Origin of the sequence: Wolbachia endosymbiont of Glossina morsitans morsitans, assembly GCF_000689175.1 — a bacterium.
GTDB lineage: Bacteria > Pseudomonadota > Alphaproteobacteria > Rickettsiales > Anaplasmataceae > Wolbachia > Wolbachia pipientis.
In genome coordinates, this window is sequence record NZ_AWUH01000057.1 from 1 (window position 1) to 2,197 (window position 2,197).

A 2,197-nucleotide genomic window follows, 5' to 3' on the forward strand; every position below is an offset into this window, starting at 1 on the left:
GATTAAATACATTTTTAATATTTTTATAGAAATCTATTAGTATAGATTTTGTATGCTGTTCTAATGGCTATTTTTAAATGCTTAATACTCCTCTTCATTATTTCTTGCACACATCTACCTACCAAGCAATATCCTATTAACATAGACAATTATAAGCACGATTATCCGTTGCAACAATATAACACCTCTTTGGAGATTAATGAACCGGCAATACCAGAAATTATGCCTTTACCAATAGAGTTTCCCGATCTCACAATCAGTAATCAGCTTATTTCTATTAATGTTAGTGAAGAAGTATCAGTAAAGGATTTGCTGATTGAGATAGGAAAACTTTCTGACGTTAACTTGGATATGGACCCAAAAATATCAGGTAATATTATTTTAAAGCTAAAAGATAAGGATATAAACGAAGTAATTCAGAGTATAGCAAATAGCGCCAAACTGCGTTACTCAACAAGTAATGGTGTAATTAGAATTGAGCAGGACTTGCCATACGCACAAAATTATTACGTAGACTTCATCAATATTCAACATTCTGCTAAAAGCAGTTTCGTCATTAATAACAATATTACTAACAGTGATGGAAGTAACGTTGATAGGGACTATAACAATGTTATGAAGTCTCAATACAGTAGTGACTTATGGAATTCATTAGAAAAAGGCTTGAATGCAATAATGGATGTTAACGGGGTGGATGATGGCGAATTCCTTTCATCCAACAGAGAAGCTGGTGTTATTATTTTGAATGCTAGAAAAGATATCCACAAAGCTGTTGAAGAATATATTAATAAGGTTAAGAAGTTAGCGTCTTCTCAAGTAATGATAGAGGCAAAAATAGTTGAAGTTGTGCTAGATGACAAATACCTTTCTGGTATGAACTTAAATGACTTACAAGATGGAACTAAGTCTATAATAAATCAAGATAACTCCATTATTAACCTAGCAATGAACTTTGGTGCAAATGATCTAGGAGATTTAGTAAAAAATTTAGACAAATTTGGCACTTCAACTGTAATTTCAAGCCCCAGAGTACATGCTATAAATAATCAGCAAGCGATGATTTCATTTACTAAAAACCATATTTATTTTACCTCCGATATACAAAAAGATACTAGAAACTCTAATCAGACCTTAATTACCAAGATGAATAGCGTCCCAATAGGTGTTGTGCTAATAATCCACCCAAGCATTAACATTGATACTAGTGAAATATTCATGGATATACATCCAACTTTATCAAGAATTAACGGCTACACTAAAGATCCAGATATAGAGTATGTCGCACAGCAGAGTAAAATGAAATTAAATAGCGACATTCCAATTGTTGAAATCAGAGAAATGAACTCTATGTTAAAAATTAAGAGCGGTGAAATTATGGTAATCGGCGGGCTTATAGAACATAGAGAAGATAAGCAAAGCTTATTGCATCAGAAATCAAAAAGGCTAGCGAATAATATTAGAACAGTAGAAACTGTCATTTTTTTAAAAGCAACAATCGTACCAACATTTGGTTTGTTAGATAGAAAAGATAAGAATTTATATATATATTAAATTATCACTAAAAATTAAATATCAAACCAACTTCAATATTGTGAGTAGATATGTCATCTGCAACAGGTATCGGAACGCTAAAGTAACGATAGCCGAGAAAGGTTTTGATTTCTGGGATTATTGAATAATCAACACCAAGTTTTATTTGATAAGCAAACCAAGGAACATTCAGTGGCATTGAATTTTGGGGTGACCCATTAATCCTTTTTAATCTAAAAACTGTTGGTCCTATACCAAGACCGATGTACGGAGCAAATTGTGTATCCTGAACGCTGGGATTATAATAGAAGTTTAACAAAAACGCAAATATACTTGCTGATTTATCAAATACCGGAGGAGAATTACTATCTTCAATATTGGCTATAGAATACGCGGCTTCAAAATCAATTTTACCATTTTCTCCAGCATAGTAACCTAAAGACATGCTGCTAAACCACTGGAAATCAATTTTACCATCAAATTGCTGTATACTTTGAATTTCATTTGCCACTATATTTTTTATTATAAAACCATAATGACTTTCAACTAAAGTTAGGACTCTTTTTCCTATTTCTTGTATACCCTTTACAAATGTTTCTGAATTATCATGGTATACCTTACCACCGTTAGCGCTAACATAAAAATCAAGTTTTTTTGATTTTTCTGA

At 32.0% G+C, this 2,197-nt stretch carries 2 protein-coding genes; one reads left to right on the forward strand and one right to left on the reverse strand.

Annotation, left to right across the window (positions count from 1 at the left end):
• Positions 1 to 63 precede the first annotated feature (63 nt).
• The gene (locus WGMM_RS01410) at positions 64 to 1,551 is read left to right on the forward strand and encodes a type II secretion system protein GspD (protein ID WP_038248980.1); all 1,488 of its coding nucleotides are present in this window, start codon (positions 64 to 66) and stop codon (positions 1,549 to 1,551) included.
• 7 nt (positions 1,552 to 1,558) lie between these two features.
• Here WGMM_RS01410 and WGMM_RS01415 read toward each other — a convergent pair.
• Positions 1,559 to 2,197 (reverse strand): P44/Msp2 family outer membrane protein (locus WGMM_RS01415; RefSeq protein WP_038248982.1); only part of this gene is annotated, 639 nt, incomplete at its 5' end.